A 17,833-nucleotide genomic window follows, 5' to 3' on the forward strand; every position below is an offset into this window, starting at 1 on the left:
CGCGCTCTTGGGCCGGGACGTTCACACCGCCGCGCGCCCGCCATCGACGAACAGGTTGGCGCCGTTGATATAGCGCCTGGCGAGCCAGGGCCTGGCTGTATTCTACCGCCTCTGCTCCACGGCTACGGAAACATGGTCGTCCGCCGCGTCGATGATGGCTTTTGCCAGGACAGAGGCCAGGCACGCGTAACCGCGATCGGAGTGATGCAGGTTATCCGGGCCGATCAACCCCTGCACGCCCGCCTGCTTCCAGCGCTCCATCAATGCATTGCGGGAAAACAACGAGTCACGGTGCTGGCGTGCCTGCTGCGCAGTGGCGGCATCATAGAGCCCATGGTCCGGTGCCGCATCGATTCGAGGGGCTTGCTGGCTGTCCATCAGCACGACATCAACTCCGGCCATGCTCAATTTGTCGAGGCCGGCGCTCAGCGCATGGTCGAACTTGTCCGGCGGCATATGCTTCAGGGCGGCGTTCGATCCGACCTGCCAGATCACCAGGACCGGATCGGCGGCGATCGCGTCATGCTCGAGCCGAGCTTCCATGGTGTCGGCCTCCTGACCACCCATGCCCTGGTTGATCACCTTGACCCGATGGTCGGGCCAGGCAGCGCGCAGCGCCTTTTCAAGCAGCGCCGGATAGGTCCATTCCGGGGAGCTTGCCCCGACTCCAGCGGTGGACGAAGAGCCCAGCGTGACGATCGTGATCGGCCGTCCAGCGATGAGCGCAGCCCTGGTTATGGGGAGGGATAGTGCCGGCACCGGTACGGCCGGACAACTTTCGTCGCTTCCGCCGGCCCTCGCCTGGCTGCCGCAGAGGAGAAGCATGGACAGAAACACGCTGAGGCTGATCGAGCGGATGGGTCGCACCTTTATTCTACGCCACTCTTCTAAGCCACTGCCTTGACGATTCCATCAGCGAGCAGCCGGGCGATCCAGGTGTTCGCGGTGTGGGCAACCGAAATTTGTGCCGTCTGGGTCTGGGCGTCGAGATCGAGGATGCCATTGTCGCTCCAATACCGCATCAGTTCGTATCGATCGAGGACAGGGACGGCGGCTTCCTGGGCTTCCTTCAACACCGCGTCGCGGTATGGTGGCAGGTTCATCAGCCGGGCGACCACCGGTGCGTATTGTGGCGTCATCAGGATCATGTCCGCTCCGGCGGAGCGCGTGGTGGCGATGGCGTCGGCAAGCTGGATGTGAAAACTAGCCAGATCGTCACCGCGCGCCGCAGCGGTTCCGCCGACGCCCCAGATCACCAGATTCGGCGTCTTCTGGCTCAATCCGGCCGCCAGGCTGGCCTGGAACAGGGCTGCTTCCATACGGGCGATTGGCAGCAGGCCTGATTGTACTCTCACATCCGGCCATGCGGCCTTCAGCCGGGACGCCAGTACCGCAGGATAGGTCAGCGACGGATCCTTCGCTGCGCTGCTGGCGGTCATCGGGCCCACGATGGTCATCAGCGTGAGTGCCCGCCTGTCGACAGCCGCCCTCACGGCTTCCAGCTTTTCGACGATAAAGGTGAAATCATCCGGGATCGGCACGGCGCTGCCGGGCGGGTCGGCACCGGCGGCCCGGCGCGGCTGCGCCAGCAGCGGCGGCGTCATCATGGCGGTCAGAAACCAGCGTCGCCTCATGTCGCGGCAGGCCGCACGGGCCATTTGCCGCCGGCCCTGAACCAGCTCAGCAGAGTGGCGAAACCGATCATGATGGCGAGCCCGCCCAGATTGACGATCAACTGCGCCGTCACACTGTAGCCGGCCAGGCTGAGGACAAAATTGGCCATGACCGCCAGGATGATGGTCAGGCAGAAGACTTCCAGCGAGTTGCGCCCGCACAGAACAACCGGCCAGCCGATCCGGCTTGCGAACCATTTTGCGTCCCGTGGGATCCAGGCGGCGACCAGGACAGTCAGGGCCAGGATGCTGATGATCCGCAGCGGCGGCAGAGCGGTCTTGTCGAACCACGTGCCGGGTAGCGGAAACAGGGAGGGGACGCGCGGAAACAGACTGGACAGGGTCCAGTTGAGCGAAACCAAACCCGCGGCGGCCGCAAAAACCAGGGCGGCGAGAACCAGCGCGCGCGGCAGGCGGATCCGATCGCGCGACAGGCTGAGCGCGATGGCGATCGTAAACAGGAGTTGCCATGCGAACGGGTTGAAATACCACAACCGCCCGGCGGGATATCCCGGCATGTTCCAATGTAGCAGCGTCGCCAGCCCCCACAGGATCGCTGATGGAATGAGTCCAACCAGAACATGACGGCGCATCAAGAGCAACATCCCGGGCAGGCCCAGCAACAGAATGATATAGAGTGGCAGGATATTCAGCAGGGTCGGCTGGAATTGCAGCAGCAGGACACGGATGAAGGTTTCGCCCTGGCCGCTGAGGTAGTCCGCCTCGGCCAGTTCATCCGCGAACAAGGGATTGTAATGCACCCGCACCGTATAGGCGATTTCGGCGCTGAAGATCATGAACAGCAGTAAATGAGCGACATAGAGCTGCCAGACCCGACGGTAGATGCGGGCAATCCCCATCGCCACCCCCTCGCGCCGGAATACCGGCGCGTAGGCGAGGGCGGCGGTGTAGCCGGAGATGAAGATGAACATCTCGGCGGCGTCGCAAAACGCGATATTATGCAAGGTGAACCGGGCGAAAATATTGTCGGGGATATGGTCGATGAAGATGAAGACCAGGGCCAGGCCCCGAAAGAAGTCCAGACGCAGGTCGCGGCGCTTCGCCGGTGTGAGTGGCGCAGGCCGGTCCGGCCGCGCTTCCTGCGCCGAAACGCCCGCGGTGTTCGCGGCGGCGGGATGCCCGGCGGGTGGAGAAGGCAACTCTCGGGATGCGGTTCGGATCGACATGCCGGCCGAGAATCAGCGCGTCGCCGCCACCACGCAAGCGTGCTCACATGACGGAATGCAACCGGAATTGCGCGCATGAGCAGCCTGTCGGCCGGGTGATGGATCGCCGGACGGCATGCTCCGGCGATCCCTGACGGCTCGTGTCACCGTGCCAGCGGGCGGTATTTGATCCGATGCGGTTCGGTGGCATCGGCGCCCAGGCGGCGGCGCTTGTCTTCCTCATAGGCCTGGAAGTTGCCCTCGAACCACTCGACATGGGCATCACCCTCGAAGGCCAGGATATGGGTCGCCAGGCGATCCAGGAACCAGCGATCATGGCTGATGATGACGGCGCAGCCGGCGAACTCGGCCAGTGCCTCTTCCAGTGCGCGCAGCGTATCGACGTCCAGGTCGTTGGTCGGTTCGTCCAGCAGGATCACGTTGTGTTCAGTCTTCAGCATCTTCGCCAGATGGACCCGGTTGCGCTCACCGCCGGACAGGATGCCGACCTTCTTCTGCTGGTCGGACCCTTTGAAGTTGAAAGCCCCCACATAGGCGCGCGACTGGATGGCACGCTTGCCCAGGTAGATGACTTCTTCGCCGCCGCTGATCTCCTCCCAGACAGTCCTGTCAGGGTTCAAACTGTCGCGTGACTGGTCGACATAGCCGAGCTTGACGGTGTCACCGACGCGCAGCGAGCCGCCATCGGGCGTTTCCTGGCCGGTGATCATGCGGAACAGCGTCGTCTTGCCGGCGCCGTTCGGGCCGATCACACCGACGATGCCGCCGGGTGGCAGCTTGAAGGTCAGGTCGTCGATCAGCAGGTTGTTGCCGTACGCCTTGCGCAGTTCCTTGGCCTCGATGACAGTACTGCCCAGGCGCGGACCTGGCGGGATGACGATCTCGGCCACGCCCGCCTGCTGCTCCTGCGACTTCTGCAGCAACTCCTCGTAACGCTGGATACGCGCCTTGCTTTTGGTCTGGCGGGCTCGAGGCGAGGCGGCGATCCATTCCGATTCCGCTGCCAGAGCGCGCTGACGGGCCGATTCCTCTTTCTCCTCCTGCTGCAGGCGCTTGCGCTTCTGCACGAGCCAGGAGGAATAATTACCTTCAAAGGGATAGCCCCGGCCGCGCTCCAGCTCGAGGATCCAGTTGGTGACGTTGTCCAGAAAGTAGCGGTCATGGGTGACGACCATGACCGTCCCCGGATATTCCCGCAGTGTCTTTTCCAGCCACGCCACGCTTTCGGCGTCCAGATGGTTGGTCGGCTCGTCCAGCAGCAGCAGGTCCGGCTTTTCCAGCAGCAGCTTGCACAAGGCGACGCGCCGCTTCTCGCCGCCCGACAGGTTGCTGACCGGTGCCTCGGCGGACGGGCAGCGCAGCGCGTCCAGCGCGATGTCCACCTTGCGGTCCAGCTCCCAGCCGTCCTGCGAGTCGATCTTCTCCTGCAGCTCGCCCTGTTCGGCGAGCAGCTCATTCATTTCCTCGTCGCTCATGGGTTCGGCGAACTTCGCCGAGATCTCGTTGAAGCGGTTGAGCGCGGCCTTCAGGTCGGCGAAGGCTTCCTCGACATTCTCGCCCACCGTCTTGGTCGGATCCAGCGGCGGCTCCTGCGCCAGGTAGCCGACGGTGGCGCCGGGAGCCGCCCAGGCCTCACCGCCGAATTCGGTCTCGATCCCGGCCATGATCTTCATCAGCGTCGATTTGCCGGCGCCGTTGACGCCCAGCACGCCGATCTTCACGCCCGGCAGGAAAGAAAGTGTGATGCCCTTGAAGACCTCCCGGCCGCCCGGGAACGCCTTGGTCAGGTCTTTCATCACGTAGACGTATTGATAGCTCGCCATGATCCATCGCTTCGCAATTCGGGGCCGCTTTTACCGCGCCGCATCAGGGCTGGATAGCGGCGCTGGCGCCAGGCCGGGGAAAGGCCTGGGCGCCGGCCACGTCAGACGCTCGGACTACCGGTAAGGCACGGAGATGGTGGGCGATGGCGGAGGTTGCAACCGCCAATCGGCCGGCCGGCGACAGTGGCGGCACAGGCTATCTATTAGACAATAAAATATCTCCTGATATAGTGTTCAGCCATGACCGACAACGAGACCACCGACAACGAGACCAAGGTCGACCTGACCCAGATGCGGGCATCGGTCCGTACCGTGACCGCGCTGCTGCGCGCGGTGGCGAATGAGGATCGGCTGCTGCTGCTGTGCCAACTCTGCCAGGGTGAGCGATCGGTCGGAGAGTTGAAAAGCGACCTGGACATTCATCAGCCGTCCCTGTCACAGCAGCTTGGCGTACTGCGTGCCGAGGGGCTGGTGGCGACGCGCCGCGAAGGCAAGCGGATCTACTACAGCATCGCCGACGACAAGGTGCGAACGGTGCTGAACACGCTGCACGGGCTGTATTGCGAGACGTCCTGACACGACCTGGCCAAAGACAGATCACAGCGGCGTTTCGGTACCACGCAGCACCACATAGATCGCCGGGATCACCAGGACAGTCAGCAGGGTCGAGGATGCCAGCCCGAACAGCAGCGAAATCGCCAGACCTTGGAAAATCGGGTCCGTCAGGATGGTCGCCGCGCCGATCATCGCCGCCAATGCGGTCAGCAGGATCGGCTTGAAGCGGATCGCGCCAGCCTCCAGCAGCACGGCATGCAAGGTCATGCCAGGCCGCGCGCCGTGACGGACGAAATCGACCAGCAGGATGGAGTTGCGGACGATGATCCCGGCGAGCGCGATGAAGCCGATCATGGAGGTCGCGGTAAAGGGCGCGCCGAACAGCCAATGCCCTGGCACGATGCCGACCAGGGTCAGCGGGATCGGCGTCAGGATCACCAGCGGCAGCTTGAAGCTCCGGAATTGCGCGACAACCAGCACGTAGATGCCCAGCATCGCCACCATGAATGCGGCGCCCATGTCGCGGAACGTGACATATGTGATCTCCCACTCTCCGTCCCACAGCAGGGTCGGCCTCGACTCGTCCATTGGCTGGCCGCGCAGGCTGATCGTCGGCCTTGGCAGGTTGCCCCAGTCATGCGCCTCGATCGCCTTATCGACCGCCAGCATGCCGTAGATCGGGGCCTCATAGGCACCGGCCAGCTCCGCCATGATCATGTCCGCGAAGTGGCCGTCACGCCGGAACAGCAGGGGTGAGCCGACTTCCCGGTCCGCACGCACGACTTGGCCGAGCTCGACGACCGTCTTATTGCCGGGCAGTGTGTTCGCCGGCACGGGGGTGGAGGCCAGACGCTGGTCCCAACTGAGGTCGCGCTTGGGCACGCCGATACGGATCTCGACCGGGTCGCGTTCCGCACCGCGATAGGAATAGCCAACCGGTAAGCCGCCGAACAGCGAGCGGATCGTGTCGTACACGTCGCTCTGCTCGACACCGAAATATTCCAGCTCGTCCTGATTGATACTGATCCGTAGCCGGGGCCGCGGTCGGCCATAGGAGTCAGTGACGTCTACGATAAAGGGCACCGATTTGAAAAGAGCCTTCACTTCCTCGGCGACGGCCTGGCGGGTCTTCGCATCGGGGCCGTAGACCTCGGCCAGCTGCGTCGCCAGCACCGGCGGTCCGGGTGGCACTTCCACCACCTGGATGGTGGCGTTGTCGGGCAGCTTCAACGCGCCCAGGCGTTGTCGCAGGTCCAGCGCAATAGCGTGGCTGCTGCGGCTGCGATCCGCCTTATCCGCGAGATTGATCTGCAGGTCGCCCCGATCCGGGGACTGGCGCATGTAGTAGTGCCGTACAAGGCCATCGAAATTGAACGGCGCGGCCGTTCCGGCGTAAACTTGGACAGACCGGATCTCCGGCAGCCCACGGGCGATATCCGCCGCAGCGAACAGCACCCGCTCGGTATCCTCCAGGCTGCTGCCCTCCGGCATGTTCAGCACGACTGACAGCTCGGACTTGTTATCAAAAGGCAACAGTTTGACCGTGACTGACTCGACGTAGAATAGTGTGCAGGCGGCAATCGTCGCGACACCCACGGTCAACAGGAACGTCCAGGCCCTGGCCTTGGTCGCCAGCACCGGCGTGGCGACGCGCCGATATAATCGGCCGAGCCGGCCCTCGCCGTTCGTGTCCTCGTCATGTACCGGCGCGATACCAGGGGTCAGCTTGCACAGCAGCCAAGGGGCGACGATCATGGCGACGAAGAAGGAGAACAACATGGCCGCCGAGGCGTTTGCCGGAATCGGGGCCATATAGGGCCCCATCATTCCCGAAACGAACAGCATCGGTAGCAGCGCTGCGATGACGGTCAGAGTGGCGACGATGGTCGGGTTGCCGACCTCGGCCACCGCCTCAATCGCGGCCTGCACGCGGAGGCGACCGTCTCGCATGGTCCAATGGCGTGCGATATTTTCGACCACCACGATCGCGTCATCCACCAGGATTCCGATCGCGAAGATCAATGCGAACAGACTGACCCGGTTGATCGTGTATCCCATTAGCCGCGCAGCAAACAACGTCAGCAGAATCGTCGTGGGGATCACCACCAGCGTCACCACCGCCTCACGCCAGCCAACTGCCAACGCGATCAGCACGACGATGGAGACGGTCGCGAGTCCCAGATGGAACAGTAGCTCATTCGCCTTGTCGTTGGCGGTCCGGCCATAGTCGCGTGTGACCTCGACCCGGATATCCGACGGGATCAGCGTTCGCTTCAGGGTCTGCAGCCGATCGAGCACGGCCTGCGACACGACCACCGCGTTCGAGCCGCCCCGCTTCGCTAATGCCAGGCTGACGGCCGGCGCCCGAGCCCAGCCCTTGTCTGTCGGCGTCAGGTTCCACACCCGCTGCTCCGCGGTGCTGGGTCCGATCACCACTTGCGCGACATCGCGGATATAGACCGGGCGGCCGTCGCGGGTGGTCAGCAGCAGCAAGCCGATATCCGGCACGCCGCGCAGCGTCTGACCGGCCGCAATGGTGCGCATCTGTCCGGCATCGCGCACCGAACCGGCGACGAATTCGCGATTGGCGTCGCGCACCTTGCCGATCAGGTGCTGCAGGGTGACGCCGAACAGCGACAGCTTTTCCGGATCGGGTTCAACGCGGATTTCCTCCGGTCCGGATCCCACGATGTAGGACGTGCCGATATTGTCGACCTTGATCAACTCGCTGCGCAGCTTGCCGGCCAGATCGTACAGGTCCTTGTCGGTCCAGCGATCCGCGGCCGTTGGCTCCGGTGACAGGGTCAGCACCACCATGGCCACGTCGTTGATGCCATGGCCGACGATCAGCGGTTCGGGGATCCCGATCGGGATCTTGTCCAGATTTGCCCGGATCTTGTCGTTGACCCGCAGGACTGCATCGTCCTCGTTTGTGCCGACGTCGAACCGGACGGTGACCATCACCTGGTCGTCCTGGGTCTGGCTGTAGACGTGCTCGACCCCCGTGATCGGCTTGACAATCGCTTCCAGCGGCTTGGTCACCAGTTCCACCGCATCCGCGGCCTTCAGCCCGTTGGCTTGCACCAGGATGTCCACCATCGGCACGCTGATCTGCGGCTCTTCCTCGCGCGGGATGGTCAGCAGCGCCACCAGGCCGACCGCCAGGGCCGACAGCAGAAATAACGGTGTCAGCGGAGAGCGGATCGTCGCCTGCGTCAGTCGGCCGGAGAATCCGAGGTTCATGGCCGGACCAGCACGTCGCCCGGCTGGATGCCGGAGAGGATTTCGAGTCCGTTCGGGATGTCGGGTTCGGTTCGTTCCTCGCCTCGCTGCACCGGCACCTCGACCAGGGTCCCGTCGGAACGGTGAACCGTCACGTAGTCCAGGCCGAAGCGTGTGTGCACGAAATCGGAGGGGATAACGAAGCCGGGCCGCGTGCCAGCGTTGATCCACACCAGGACGCGGTCCCCGACAAAATAGGAACCGATATCGGTAACCGTTGCATCGGCAACGACACGGCCGTCCTGAATTTGCGGATAGATCAGCGTGATGGTACCGGATGCGTCCTTGCCGGCGCCCGGCTGACGGGCGCTGATCCGGATCGGATCACCGACGTTGAGCGAGAGCGCATGGCGTTCAGGAATCCGCAGGCGCAGTTTGAACGGCTGTTCGCCGATCGTGGCGATGGTGTCACCGTTCATGACGACCGTGCCGATGGTCAACGGAACGGTCAGCACGCGTCCAGCGACCGGCGCCAGCACTTTGCCTTCATCCAGATTCTGCTGTGCCACTGCGCGTTCCGCGCTGCGCGCGTGCAAAGCCGCCGTGCCGACTTCCAATGCCGTCCGCGCCTGGTCCAGCGCGGCGCGGGATCCGGCGCCTTGCCGTGCCAGCGTTTCGGCTCGCGTGAAGTCGATCTGCGCCTGTGCCAGCTGCGATTGCAGACCCGCGATCTGCGCGTCCAGTGAGCTGATCTGCAGCAGTAGCTTCTCATCGCCGACTACGGCAATCACTTGACCTTCGGTGACAGGATCGCCCTGCTTGACGGCGAGATTGGCGACGGTACCACCGATGCGCGACCGGGCGGGGACGACGTTGGGGCTTTCGACGGTGGCGAAGACCGCTTTCTGATCCGTGATGTCAGATTGCCGCACGGTGAACTGCGCTTCGGCGTGGGCTCGAGTGGCGGGCCATTGGGTCCACACGGCAACGGCCGCGAGGATCACCAGCATCCCTCTTTTCATACGAATGGTTCCGTCGGGTCAGATGCCATTTCGAAACGAGGGAAAGGCCGGCCTGCATCCATGCGAGTATCCGCCGGCCAGATGCGCGGTGACCGGCGATCTCGCGGTGCGGCACCGAGCGAGCGCCTTCGGCGATCGCACGCCGGAACGGCAATATAGCACGACCTGCTTGTCGGCAACGGGCAAGGCCGCCGGATCGAACCGCGACAGCGGATTCAGCAGCGAACCCCTAATATGCTCCATATGCTCCGCGGCATGCTCTGGCGGCTCCCGCACATCCACCAGGACCACTTGTCCTTGTGCCATGACGTCACGCAGCTGCTGCGGTGTCAGGGCCTGCATGAAGGCCGCGTCGGCAGCCGGCCCGCGCTTCCAGAACATCATCATTCTCCTGCCTGCCTGGCTTTTGCCTACCGCGTTTTCGGCGCGGCCGCGGCGCACGGAACGTTTGGTTTACAAAAGATATCGAACAGCGTTTCCAGGATGCGTCGTGCCGGATCGCTGGCTACGGAATACCAGATGGTCTGACCATTGCGCCGGGCCCGCACCAATCCTTCCCGCCGCAGCAAGGCCAGATGCTGGGACACGGTGGAATCCCGCAGGTCCAGAAAGGCAGCGAGGTCGCCGACCGACCGCTCACCTTGCGTCAGTTGGCACAGGATCAGCAGGCGGTGACGATTGGCGAGCGATTTCAGCAGTTCGCTGGCTTCCTCGGCGGCGGCTGCCATCTGCTTCGGGTCAATCAACCCATGACCAACATATTCCATATTGCGTAATTACGATATTGCGAATGTGACGTCAAGAACATGTGACGGATATGCGGGAGGAAGATCATGGCTGAGATCGTGGTGCTGGGCGCCGGCCTGGGAGGCATTCTGGCCACGTACGAGATTCTGCCAGGGCTGCGCAAGGAAGATAAACTGACCCTGATCGGGGAGGAGCCGCGCTATCACTTCGTTCCCTCCAATCCGTGGGTTGCCCTCGGCTGGCGTGAGCGTCGTGAGATCGAGGTGGATGCCAGCGCCGTCATGCGCCGGAAGAAGGTCACCTACCTGACGCAGGGTGCGCAGCGCGTCGATCCCGACCGCAAGCAGGTGATCATGAATGACGGCGGCATGGTCGGTTATGATTATCTGGTGATCGCGACCGGACCGGACCTCGCATTTGATGAGATCGCCGGCCTGGGCCCGCGGGGACACACGCAATCGATCTGCCACGTCGATCATGCGCAGCAGGCCTATACAGCGTTCGAGGCGCTTTGCAGGAAGCCTGGTCCGGTCGTTATTGGCGCGGCCCAGGGCGCATCCTGCTTCGGCCCAGCCTACGAGTTTGCCTATATCCTGGATACCGAGTTGCGCAAGCGCCGCATCCGCGACCAGGTGAAAATGACCTTCCTGACACCGGAACCATATATCGGCCATCTCGGTCTCGACGGTGTCGGCGACACTAAGTCACTGATGGAAAGCGAGTTTCGTAACCGCCATATCCAGTGGGTGACGAATGCCCGGATAGACACTATAGACGCGGACCAGATGGCGGTGCAGGAAATCGGGGGCGACGGTGCGGTCGTGAGGACCCACACAGTGCCGTACAGGTACGCAATGATCCTGCCGCCGTTCCGGGGTATCGCCGCGGTACGGGAGATCGAGGGATTGGTCAATCCCCGCGGCTTCGTGCTTATCGACCGGCATCAGCGCAACCCGGCCTATCCCGAGGTGTTCGGTATCGGCGTGTGCGTCGCCATTCCACCGGTTGGGCCGACACCGGTACCGGTCGGCACGCCGAAAACCAGGTTCATGATCGAATCGATGGTGACGGCGACAGCGCGGAATATCGGCAGGCTGGTGCGAGGGGAGAAGCCGAACGCCCGCGCCACCCTGAACGCGATCTGTCTGGCCGATTTCGGCGATGGCGGCGTTGCCTTCGTGGCGCAGCCGCAGATTCCGCCACGCAACGTCAACTGGTCGGCGAAAGGCAAATGGGTGCACCTTGCAAAGGCGGTCTTTGAGAAATACTTCCTTCGCAAGATCCGCAACGGCGAGAGCATGCCGTTCTACGAGAAATTCCTTCTGGGTCAGCTCGACATCCAGCGGATCAGGGAACCGGCGGAGCAGGTCCAGTCATGACCACCATAAACCAGATCGTTTGTCCGGTCTGCGGTGCGATCAATCGCGTGCCGGTGGACCGTCCGGCCGCTGCCGCACGCTGCGGCAGCTGCAAGAGCGCGCTGTTCACCGCGCATCCGACCGAAGTGACCGAAGCGATGCTGGACACGCATCTGCGCGCGAACTCCATTCCGGTTCTGCTGGATGTCTGGGCACCCTGGTGCGGTCCGTGCCGCAGCATGGCGCCGCAGTTTGAGCGAGCTGCCGCGATGTTGGAACCCGAAGTCCGGCTGCTCAAGTTGAACGCCGACGACGCCCAGGCCACCTGCGCCAGGTTGAGGGTTCAGGGCATCCCGGCTTTGTACCTGTTCCGCAATGGCCAGCCGGTGGCACAATCGGCCGGGGCCATGGCGGCGGACGCGATCGTGGCATGGACCCGCAATAATCTCTGATGGAGACAACAATGTCGCTCGATCGTGCCGTGATGGCATTTGCCGGTGGCATGGTATTGGCCAGTGTGGCGCTGACCATCTGGATCAGTGCCTGGTTCGTGCTGCTGACCGTCTTCATCGGTTTGAATCTGATTCAGGCATCGTTCACCGGGTTTTGCCCGGCCGCCATGCTGTTCAAGGCGCTGGGCGCGCGTCCTGGCGCTGTCTTCACCTGACCGACATCACTGGACCGGGCAGGTGACGCGGGGCCCCGCTTGCGGCAGACTCCCTGGGACAAGAACCAGGGAGGATGGACATGAAAGCCTTGACCCGGGAACAGGCCGATTTCTTCCACCATAACGGCTTCCTGTTTCCGATCCCTGCTTTGACTCGGACGGAAATCCAGACCTGTCTCGACGGCCTCGCGCGCCTGGAGGCCGAGCTGGGCGGCCCCGTCGCCGATGCCGATCCCAAATGGCGATCCCACGGCCACTATCACGCGCCCTGGCTCGCTGATCTCGCTCGGCATCCGAAAATCCTGGACGCGGTGGAGGACGTGATCGGTCCTGACATCCTGGTCTGGACCAGTACCTTCTTCATCAAGGAGCCAGGGTCGGCGACTTATGCCGCCTGGCACCAGGATGGAGGCTATTTTGGCATGGAGCCGAACGTCTCGGTCTGTGCCTGGGTGGCGCTGACCGACGCCAGCCGGGAAGCGGGATGCATGGAGCAGCTTTCCTTTCACGGTCGTCCGAGGTTGTATCACCACGCGCCCAAGGGCCTGCCCAACAGCATCAATCGAGCCGGGCAGACGATCGTGGAACCGTTCGACGAAGCGGATCCGACGGCGATGGCGCTGCAGGCCGGGTCGTTTTCCCTGCATCACGAACTGGCGATCCACCGCTCCGCCCCGAATCACGCGGCGCATCGGCGGGTCGGAATTGGCATCAATTACGTGCCGCCGCACGCGCGGGTCGACAGCGATGTGCGCTGCCTGGCGATGCTGGCGCGCGGGCAGGACCGGTACGGCCATTTCGAGCTGGTCGAGCCCGGTGGCGGCGAACGGGATGCGGCGGCCCTGGCCCTCCATCAGACGGCGACCGACCGCTACAGGGCAAATTACCGCATCCAGGTCGACAGGCATGCCGCCCGCTTTGCCAGAGCGGCGGAGTAGGTCTTCACGACCCCACGAAGGCGCCGCCGTTTACATCCAGGATCGCGCCGGACAGATAGCTGGCGGCGCTGGTGCACAGGAAGGCGATCGGCCAGGCCAATTCCTCCGGCCGTCCCATGCGCCCAAGCGGCAGTTGCGGCCCCAGGTTGGACCCGCGCGTCATCGGCGTCTCGACCGGACCTGGCGCCACCGCGTTGATCATGACACCGCGGCCGACGGCGTTGCGCGACAGCCATTTCACCAGCGCATGAACCGCCCCTTTGGAGGCCGAATAGTCGGGTGGCGTGCTGAGCGAGGTGCCACCGGTCTTGCCGGCCACCGACCCGACCAGCGCGATATGGCCACCGCCATGCTCCGCCATGTGCTCGATCGCTGCCCAGGTGAGCTGAAGCGGGACCCGAACATTGATATCCATCACCCGGTGAAACCGCTCATGCCACTTGGCATCCTCATGCCAGGGGCGGCCTTCCAGGATCGCGGCGCAATGGGCCAGCGCATGGATGCGCCGGTCCGCGAACAGGGCAGCGATGAAGGCATCGTCCGTCAGATCGCCCTGCACGGTCGAGCAGTTGCCGCCCGCATCCTCGATCGCCGCCTGCGTCTCCGCCAGCGGGGCGCGGTCCGTCGCCACCACATGGCCGCCCAGGGAAGCCAGTACCAGGGCCGTCGCCTTGCCGATCCCGCTGGCGGCGCCGGTGACGAGCACGTGCCTGTCGTGCAGCGACAGGGCGGCAGGCAGGGGCAACGGCGTCATCGTGTTTCCTCCATAATGTGTGTTGACCGGCAGCATCCTGCGTGCGTGAAAAGATGTCCATGACCACCACCCCGCGTGCCCTTGCCATGCTTGCGATTGACCTTGACCGGGGGCGTACCTAGCTTCGCGCCATGTCAGACACAGTCCGCAACGTCCCTGCCGGTCCGCTGGACATCCCGAAGGCCTGGCCTTTCGAGGAGGCCCGGAAGGTCATCAAGCGTCTGGCTGGCACCGGCAAACGGCAAGCCCTGTTCGAGACCGGGTATGGTCCCTCCGGTCTGCCGCATATCGGCACATTCGGCGAGGTTGCGCGGACGTCATGGGTGCGGCACGCCTTTACGGAACTGACCGGTCTGCCGTCGCGGCTGCTGGCGTTCAGCGATGACATGGACGGGCTTCGCAAGGTGCCGGACAACGTGCCCAACAAGGACATGCTGGCACAGCACCTCGGCAGGCCGCTGACCCGCATCCCCGATCCGTTCGGCACGCATGAGAGCTTCGGGGCGCACAATAATGCCAGGCTGCGGTCGTTCCTGGATTCATTCGGGTTCGAGTACGAATTTGCATCCTCGACCGACTACTACGCCGCCGGTCGCTTCGACGGCGCCCTGGTCCGGGTTCTGGAGTGCTACCAGGAGGTCATGGCCGTCATCCTGCCGACACTGGGGGCGGAACGGCGAGCGACCTATTCCCCCATCCTGCCGATTCACCCGGGCACCGGGATCGTCATGCAGGTGCCGATGGACGCAATCGATCCCGCGGCCGCGACCGTGATGTGGACGGATCCGGCAGACGGCAAGCGTTATGAGACGTCGGTGAAGGGTGGCGCCTGCAAGCTGCAATGGAAGGCTGACTGGGCGATGCGCTGGTACGCGCTGGACGTCGATTATGAGATGTCGGGCAAGGACCTGATCGACTCCGTGAAGCTGTCCAGCCGGATCTGCCGCATCCTGGGCAAACTGCCGCCGGAAGGCATGACGTATGAGCTGTTCCTGGACCAGGAAGGCCAGAAGATCAGCAAGTCCAAGGGCAATGGCCTATCGGTCGAGGATTTTCTCACCTACGGCCCGCCGGTGTCGCTGGCGCAGTTCATGTACAACCAGCCGCAGCGCGCCAAGCGGCTGTATTTCGACGTCATACCCCGGGCGGTGGACGAGTACATTGCCAATATAGAAAAAGCGCCGACCGCCCAGGACCCAAGGACCAACCCAACCTGGCACATTCATGCCGGCAAACTTCCCGACCATGCGGGCAGCCCGGTCTCGTTCGCCATGCTGCTCAACCTGGCCAGCGTGGTGAACGCCGAATCGGCCGAGATTCTGTGGGGCTTCATCCGCCGCTATGTCCCAGGCGCCGGTCCGGACACCGAACCGTTGCTCGCGCGGCTGGTCGACCACGCAATCGCCTATTACCGGGATTTCGTGCGCCCGGCGAAGCGCTACCGCGACCCGGATGCCAATGAGCGTGAGGCGTTGGAGGATTTGGCCGTGACCTTGGGCACATTACCCGCCGACAGCTCCGCCGAGGCGATCCAGAACGCGGTGTTCGAGGTTGGCAAGCGCCACGCGTTCCCAGAACTGCGGGCGTGGTTCGGCTGCCTATACCAGGTCCTGCTCGGCCAGCAGGAAGGTCCCCGCTTTGGCGGATTCGTTGCACTATATGGAATTCCGGAAACCATCGCCCTGGTCCGGGCCGCGCTGACCCGCCATGCGGACGCGGCGTGATCCATGGCAGGTGACGGCAAGAGCGGTCTGAAAGGAGCTCTGAGGCATCTGCCGGCGGTGATTGGCGTGATCCTGCTGGTCGGCGCCGTGTATGTGGTGCAGCGGGAGTTCCGCCATCTGAAGTTGCACGACATCGAAGCGGCCCTGAGCGACATCCCGAAATCAGCGCTCATCTTCTCCTTCGTCTGGACGTTCTTCTCCTACTTCATCCTGACATTCTACGACCGGTTGGGCACGATCTATGCCGGGCGCGCCGTGTCCTACGGCAAGGTCGCCTTCGCCTCCTTCTGCGCCTATTCATTGTCGCATAATCTGGGTTTCGCGGCCGTGTCCGGCGCCGCGGTGCGCTACCGGCTATACGCACATTGGGGCCTGACTCCGCTGCAGATCGCCAAGACGGTGGCGTTCTGCAGCCTCACCTTCGCCTTGGGCGGCATGGTGCTGGGCGGCGCGATCCTGTTTGTGGAACCGGGGTCGATCCCGTTCTTCGGTCAGCATTTGCCGCACGCGGCGCTGTACGGCGTTGGCGCCGGGCTGTGGCTGATCGTGCTGGGCTACGTCACCTTGTCCCGCGCTGTCGGCAGGATCAGCCTGTTTGGTCATGTGGTGGAGCTGCCGGGCTGGCGGATGGCGATCGTCCAGGTCATTCTGGCGACCGTCGACGTGGCTGTCACGGCCACCATCTTCTACGCGCTGTTGCCGCCGGCCGAGGGACTGACCTGGCTGATCTTCCTTGGCGTGTATGTCGCGTCCTACACCGCGGGTCTGGCGGCCAACCTGCCCGGCGGCATTGGCGTGTTCGACACCGCCATGCTGTTCGGCCTGGAACCCTATATCAGCGCGCCCCGCATCGTCGGCGCGATCCTCATCTTTCGCCTGTACTATTATGTCATCCCGCTGTTCCTGGCCGGCTTCATGTTTGCCGGCAACGAACTGATCTTGCGCGGCGGTGGTGTCTTCCGGTACATGCGCCGGCTGCCGCCGGTTCAGGCGGTCGCCCGTTGGAGTGAGCCGGATTTCGCCGCCACTGCGGCGACCGGAACCGTCGCATTGTGCGGGGTGCTGATGTTGGCGCTGGGTATTCTGGCCCCGCAGACGGATTATCGCTGGCTGGACTCCGATTATGGCGACTTCGCTCGGCAGGCCGGACAATTCGTCCCATCCCTGATCGGGGCGGGCCTGGTGATCATGGCGATCGGCCTGTCCCATCGGGTCAATCTGGCGTGGGGCCTGTCCATCGCGCTGCTGATCTTTGGCGCCGCCTTCGCGGCGACCCAGGCGAACAGGCTGTGGGTGTCGGGTACACTGGTCGCCACCACGTTGCTTCTGGCGCCGTTCAGAGCCTGCTTCTACCGGCACGCCAGCCTGTTGAGCGGGCCGCTGCAGGGGCGCAACGTATTATCGTTGATTGTGCTGGGTGTCTGCCTGGTCTGGCTGGCATTGATCAGGACACAGACGCAGCTGCTGGAAAACAATGCGTTCTGGGCCATCATCCTCTCGCCGCAAGTATCGAATTCCGTTCGTCTGGCTGTCGGGATCGCCGTGTTCCTGGGCCTGACCGCATTATGGCTCCTGGTGCGGCCCGGCAAGGTGGCGATTTTGCCTTGGGACGATAACAGCCGTCGGTTGCTGCAGGCGTTCGGCTCAACCTGTCCGCCGCCGGCCGCCGATGGGGTGGTGATGGGGGAAGCCGGGCGGTCGGCAATCCCGTTCCGGCGTTGCGAAAGCGTGCTGCTGGGGATCGGCGATCCGGTAGGGGAGGAGAGCGACCGGGTATCCGCCATCTGGCGGTTGCGCGACCTCGCCTCCCAGGAAGGCCTGGATGCCGCAATCTGGCGCGCGGGGCCGGATCTGCTTCATATTTATGGCGATCTCGGCCTGGCGGCCCTGCCGCTGGGTGAAGACGGGTTGCCGATGCCCGCGTCGGATACCAATGACGAAACCATGGCGGCGGAGCATTACCTGGCCTGTGTGGCGGAGCGCGACCTGTCCAAATTGTTGCCAGTGCTGCCTCGGCTGGCGCAGACGATGAAACCTCCGGTTGCGGCTTAGCGCGAGCCTGGGATGCTGCCGGCGCGGGTGCAAGCGGATTTTCATCGTTCGGCCCCGGAATCCGTGCATTGGGGTATGGGCGAAAGCCACGTGCCGCGGTATAAAGGCCCA

16 protein-coding genes are annotated in these 17,833 nt (G+C 63.8%); 7 read left to right on the forward strand and 9 right to left on the reverse strand.

Going from position 1 to position 17,833, the window contains the following annotated elements:
• Positions 1–102: 102 nt before the first annotated feature.
• From VHC04_RS21630 to ettA, 4 genes are all read right to left on the reverse strand, one after another.
• The gene (locus VHC04_RS21630; protein ID WP_325684809.1) at positions 103–825 is read right to left on the reverse strand and encodes an SGNH/GDSL hydrolase family protein; all 723 of its coding nucleotides are present in this window, start codon (positions 823–825) and stop codon (positions 103–105) included.
• A 62-nt stretch (positions 826–887) separates the two neighbouring features.
• Positions 888–1,634 (reverse strand): hypothetical protein, encoded by a 747-nt coding sequence (locus VHC04_RS21635; protein WP_325684810.1) that lies wholly within the window; start codon positions 1,632–1,634, stop codon positions 888–890.
• The gene (locus tag VHC04_RS21640) at positions 1,631–2,860 is read right to left on the reverse strand and encodes an OpgC family protein (protein ID WP_325684811.1); all 1,230 of its coding nucleotides are present in this window, start codon (positions 2,858–2,860) and stop codon (positions 1,631–1,633) included. Before VHC04_RS21640 ends, VHC04_RS21635 begins: the two co-directional genes overlap by 4 nt.
• A gap of 143 nt (positions 2,861–3,003) precedes the next feature.
• Positions 3,004–4,683, reverse strand: coding sequence for an energy-dependent translational throttle protein EttA (gene ettA, locus VHC04_RS21645; protein ID WP_325684812.1), 1,680 nt, complete (start codon positions 4,681–4,683; stop codon positions 3,004–3,006).
• 240 nt (positions 4,684–4,923) lie between these two features.
• Here ettA and VHC04_RS21650 point away from each other — a divergent pair, with 240 nt between their 5' ends.
• Positions 4,924–5,259 (forward strand): metalloregulator ArsR/SmtB family transcription factor, encoded by a 336-nt coding sequence (locus VHC04_RS21650; protein WP_325684813.1) that lies wholly within the window; start codon positions 4,924–4,926, stop codon positions 5,257–5,259.
• Positions 5,260–5,280: 21 nt separating this feature from the next.
• On the opposite strand, the gene VHC04_RS21655 is transcribed toward VHC04_RS21650, so the two are convergent.
• From VHC04_RS21655 to VHC04_RS21670, 4 genes are read right to left on the reverse strand one after another with little or no spacing between them, the layout of a single operon-like run.
• A complete protein-coding gene (locus VHC04_RS21655) occupies positions 5,281–8,481 on the reverse strand; it encodes an efflux RND transporter permease subunit (protein WP_325684814.1) in 3,201 nt (1,066 codons plus the stop codon).
• Complete coding sequence (locus VHC04_RS21660) at positions 8,478–9,470, reverse strand: efflux RND transporter periplasmic adaptor subunit (protein ID WP_325684815.1); 993 nt, start codon at positions 9,468–9,470, stop codon at positions 8,478–8,480. The genes VHC04_RS21655 and VHC04_RS21660 overlap by 4 nt, the downstream gene beginning before the upstream one ends.
• A 30-nt stretch (positions 9,471–9,500) precedes the next feature.
• Complete coding sequence (locus tag VHC04_RS21665; protein ID WP_325684816.1) at positions 9,501–9,863, reverse strand: rhodanese-like domain-containing protein; 363 nt, start codon at positions 9,861–9,863, stop codon at positions 9,501–9,503.
• 29 nt (positions 9,864–9,892) lie between these two features.
• Entirely contained in the window at positions 9,893–10,228 is a 336-nt protein-coding gene (locus VHC04_RS21670) for an ArsR/SmtB family transcription factor (RefSeq protein WP_325684817.1), read from the reverse strand.
• A gap of 87 nt (positions 10,229–10,315) precedes the next feature.
• On the opposite strand from VHC04_RS21670, the gene VHC04_RS21675 reads away from it, so the two are divergent.
• The 4 genes from VHC04_RS21675 to VHC04_RS21690 all read left to right on the forward strand — a co-directional run bounded on the left by VHC04_RS21675 (position 10,316) and on the right by VHC04_RS21690 (position 13,192).
• A complete protein-coding gene (locus tag VHC04_RS21675) occupies positions 10,316–11,608 on the forward strand; it encodes an NAD(P)/FAD-dependent oxidoreductase (RefSeq protein WP_325684818.1) in 1,293 nt (430 codons plus the stop codon).
• Positions 11,605–12,039: a thioredoxin TrxC gene (trxC, locus tag VHC04_RS21680; RefSeq protein WP_325684819.1), complete on the forward strand. Its 435-nt coding sequence runs from the start codon at positions 11,605–11,607 to the stop codon at positions 12,037–12,039. Before VHC04_RS21675 ends, trxC begins: the two co-directional genes overlap by 4 nt.
• An 11-nt stretch (positions 12,040–12,050) precedes the next feature.
• Complete coding sequence (locus VHC04_RS21685; protein ID WP_325684820.1) at positions 12,051–12,254, forward strand: YgaP family membrane protein; 204 nt, start codon at positions 12,051–12,053, stop codon at positions 12,252–12,254.
• Between the two features lie 80 nt (positions 12,255–12,334).
• Positions 12,335–13,192: a phytanoyl-CoA dioxygenase family protein gene (locus VHC04_RS21690; protein ID WP_325684821.1), complete on the forward strand. Its 858-nt coding sequence runs from the start codon at positions 12,335–12,337 to the stop codon at positions 13,190–13,192.
• Between the two features lie 4 nt (positions 13,193–13,196).
• Here the strand turns inward: VHC04_RS21690 and VHC04_RS21695 are convergent, their stop codons facing one another.
• Positions 13,197–13,946, reverse strand: coding sequence for an SDR family NAD(P)-dependent oxidoreductase (locus tag VHC04_RS21695; protein ID WP_325684822.1), 750 nt, complete (start codon positions 13,944–13,946; stop codon positions 13,197–13,199).
• A 131-nt stretch (positions 13,947–14,077) separates the two neighbouring features.
• On the opposite strand from VHC04_RS21695, the gene VHC04_RS21700 reads away from it, so the two are divergent.
• Both VHC04_RS21700 and VHC04_RS21705 read left to right on the forward strand, forming a co-directional pair.
• Entirely contained in the window at positions 14,078–15,670 is a 1,593-nt protein-coding gene (locus VHC04_RS21700) for a lysine--tRNA ligase (protein WP_325684823.1), read from the forward strand.
• 66 nt (positions 15,671–15,736) lie between these two features.
• On the forward strand, positions 15,737–17,722 hold the full coding sequence (locus tag VHC04_RS21705) for a phosphatidylglycerol lysyltransferase domain-containing protein (protein WP_325684824.1): 1,986 nt from the start codon (positions 15,737–15,739) through the stop codon (positions 17,720–17,722).
• Positions 17,723–17,833: the final 111 nt, after the last annotated feature.

Source organism: Rhodopila sp., assembly GCF_035548095.1.
Taxonomy (GTDB): domain Bacteria; phylum Pseudomonadota; class Alphaproteobacteria; order Acetobacterales; family Acetobacteraceae; genus Rhodopila.

What these genes read in the sequence shown, in the direction of transcription:
- VHC04_RS21665 (WP_325684816.1), bottom strand. Translation starts at nt 9,863, where the DNA reads ATGTTCTGGAAGCGCGGGCCGGCTGCCGACGCGGCCTTCATGCAGGCC.
- VHC04_RS21660 (WP_325684815.1), bottom strand. Translation starts at nt 9,470, where the DNA reads ATGCTGGTGATCCTCGCGGCCGTTGCCGTGTGGACCCAATGGCCCGCC.
- VHC04_RS21685 (WP_325684820.1), top strand. Translation starts at nt 12,051, where the DNA reads ATGTCGCTCGATCGTGCCGTGATGGCATTTGCCGGTGGCATGGTATTG.
- VHC04_RS21650 (WP_325684813.1), top strand. Translation starts at nt 4,924, where the DNA reads ATGACCGACAACGAGACCACCGACAACGAGACCAAGGTCGACCTGACC.
- VHC04_RS21635 (WP_325684810.1), bottom strand. Translation starts at nt 1,634, where the DNA reads ATGAGGCGACGCTGGTTTCTGACCGCCATGATGACGCCGCCGCTGCTG.
- VHC04_RS21630 (WP_325684809.1), bottom strand. Translation starts at nt 825, where the DNA reads ATGCTTCTCCTCTGCGGCAGCCAGGCGAGGGCCGGCGGAAGCGACGAA.
- VHC04_RS21695 (WP_325684822.1), bottom strand. Translation starts at nt 13,946, where the DNA reads ATGACGCCGTTGCCCCTGCCTGCCGCCCTGTCGCTGCACGACAGGCAC.
- VHC04_RS21640 (WP_325684811.1), bottom strand. Translation starts at nt 2,860, where the DNA reads ATGTCGATCCGAACCGCATCCCGAGAGTTGCCTTCTCCACCCGCCGGG.
- VHC04_RS21690 (WP_325684821.1), top strand. Translation starts at nt 12,335, where the DNA reads ATGAAAGCCTTGACCCGGGAACAGGCCGATTTCTTCCACCATAACGGC.
- VHC04_RS21655 (WP_325684814.1), bottom strand. Translation starts at nt 8,481, where the DNA reads ATGAACCTCGGATTCTCCGGCCGACTGACGCAGGCGACGATCCGCTCT.
- VHC04_RS21700 (WP_325684823.1), top strand. Translation starts at nt 14,078, where the DNA reads ATGTCAGACACAGTCCGCAACGTCCCTGCCGGTCCGCTGGACATCCCG.
- trxC (WP_325684819.1), top strand. Translation starts at nt 11,605, where the DNA reads ATGACCACCATAAACCAGATCGTTTGTCCGGTCTGCGGTGCGATCAAT.
- ettA (WP_325684812.1), bottom strand. Translation starts at nt 4,683, where the DNA reads ATGGCGAGCTATCAATACGTCTACGTGATGAAAGACCTGACCAAGGCG.
- VHC04_RS21675 (WP_325684818.1), top strand. Translation starts at nt 10,316, where the DNA reads ATGGCTGAGATCGTGGTGCTGGGCGCCGGCCTGGGAGGCATTCTGGCC.